Genomic DNA, 1,645 nt, shown 5'->3' with positions numbered 1-1,645 from the left:
CGGTGCATGGCTGAAAAGGCGTACGTCTACGGTGAGGTGATGCAGGTCGTGGCCACCAGGTCCCCTGCGGGGGACCTGGTGGCCATTGCCACGGATTTCAGCGTGTGGGACACCTGCGTGCTGTACCGGGCTCGCTGGTCGGTGGAGTGCACGTTCGCGAGCCTCAAGGTCCGCGGGTTCGATGTGGAGCGGACCGGCATCATCCGCCCGGACCGGCTGGAACGTCTGTTCGGGCTGGTCGTCCTGGCTTGGATCAGCTGCCTCCGGGTGGGCGTGTGGCTCCAGGCGCAGGTTCCGGTCAAGGTGAAGGCTCATGGCCGCCCGGCCATGAGCCTCGTGCGATACGGCGCGGAGCGGCTGGGTCATGCCCTGCGGTGGAACCTGCCCGAGTTACCCGAACTGATCAGGCTGCTGAGCACGCCATTTCACGCGCCAGGCGCGGTCTGAGGGCAAGATGTCCGGTACAGAGAGCGCCTATCAAAACCGGCGGTGCTGCTTGAAGGTGATCAGGCAACAGGCCAGCTGCGTGAATGCCAAGTGGATGTCCGCCCGCACCTCATACCTCACCCGCAGCCGACGGAACCGGCTGAACCACGCCAGGGTCCGCTCCACCACCCAGCGGTATCGGCCCAGCCGTTCACTGGACTCCCGACCCCGGCGTGCGATCCGCACCTTGATGCCGCGGTGATGGCACGCCCGCCGGCACCGGGGAATGTCATACGCCTTGTCCGCATGCAGCCGCTCCGGACGGCTGCGGGGCCGGCCCCGCAGCCCGTTATGAATGGGCGGCACCGCGTCCAGCAGGGGTTCGAACAGCATGCTGTCATGCCGATTGGCAGGCGAGATACGGACCGCCAATGGCGTCCCGCGGCCATCGACGATCACATGACGCTTGCTGCCAGGCCGGCCACGATCCGTGGGGTTCGGGCCCGTGTGGGCCCCCCCCGGGCCGCGGGGACGCTCGTACTGTCCACACATGCGCGGGTCCAGTCAAGTTGATGCGCCTGGGCCATCCGGTCAAGAAGCACGTGGTGTAGGCGGGTGAAGACACCCGCCGCGTGCCAGTCACGGAGACGTCGCCAGCAGGTCATGCCGCTGCCATACCCGAGCTGGTGTGGGAGGTGTTCCCAGCCGATGCCGGTCTTGAGGACGTACAAGATGCCTTCCAGTGCGGCTCGATCGGGCACCCGGGGTCGACCTCCTTTGGGCTTTGGGGGTTCAGGTGGGAGTAGCGGATGGATCAACTGCCACAGCTCGTCGCTGACCATAGACGTGGCCATGCTTCACCTTGCCCTCCCAATCTGAGGTTTTGATAGGCGCTCTTAACCTCTGTAGGCTGGTGAGCTGTGACTGACCGGAAGCCCTACCGCCACCGTTTTCCCCTGAGCGTGATCGGCTACGCTCTGCGGCTGTACCACCGCTTCCCACTCAGCCAGCGGGACGTTCAGGAACTGCTCCACGAGCGCGGCATCCAAGTCAGTCACGAAACGCTGCGGCAATGGAACATTAAGTTCGCCCCACTCCTGACCGAGGAACTGCGCCATCGAGAACCCCGGCGGGGTTCTCGATGGCATCTGGATGAGGTCTGCGTCAAGATCGGCGGGGTCAAGCATTGGTTGTGGCGAGCGGTCGACGAATACGGGGA

The 1,645-nt window shown here is 65.2% G+C and carries 3 protein-coding genes; 2 read left to right on the top strand and 1 reads right to left on the bottom strand.

Annotated features, from left to right (window positions below; all coding sequences use genetic code 11):
• On the top strand, nucleotides 1-447 hold a 447-nt coding region (locus IEY69_RS21580), incomplete at its 5' end, for a transposase (RefSeq protein WP_189075123.1).
• 30 nt (nucleotides 448-477) lie between these two features.
• Here IEY69_RS21580 and IEY69_RS21575 read toward each other — a convergent pair.
• Nucleotides 478-1,280 (bottom strand): IS5 family transposase gene (locus tag IEY69_RS21575; protein WP_153013934.1). Its coding sequence is split into 2 segments (ribosomal slippage): nucleotides 478-938 and nucleotides 938-1,280, totalling 804 coding nucleotides; the frame shifts between segments, so codons are not numbered across the junction.
• A 66-nt stretch (nucleotides 1,281-1,346) separates the two neighbouring features.
• On the opposite strand from IEY69_RS21575, the gene IEY69_RS21570 reads away from it, so the two are divergent.
• On the top strand, nucleotides 1,347-1,645 hold a 299-nt coding region (locus IEY69_RS21570), incomplete at its 3' end, for an IS6 family transposase (protein WP_189075122.1).

Source organism: Deinococcus sedimenti (assembly GCF_014648135.1).
GTDB classification, from domain to species: Bacteria; Deinococcota; Deinococci; order Deinococcales; family Deinococcaceae; genus Deinococcus; species Deinococcus sedimenti.
Note: the sequence above shows the minus strand (reverse complement) of the source record. Positions and strands in the feature narration are given on the sequence as shown.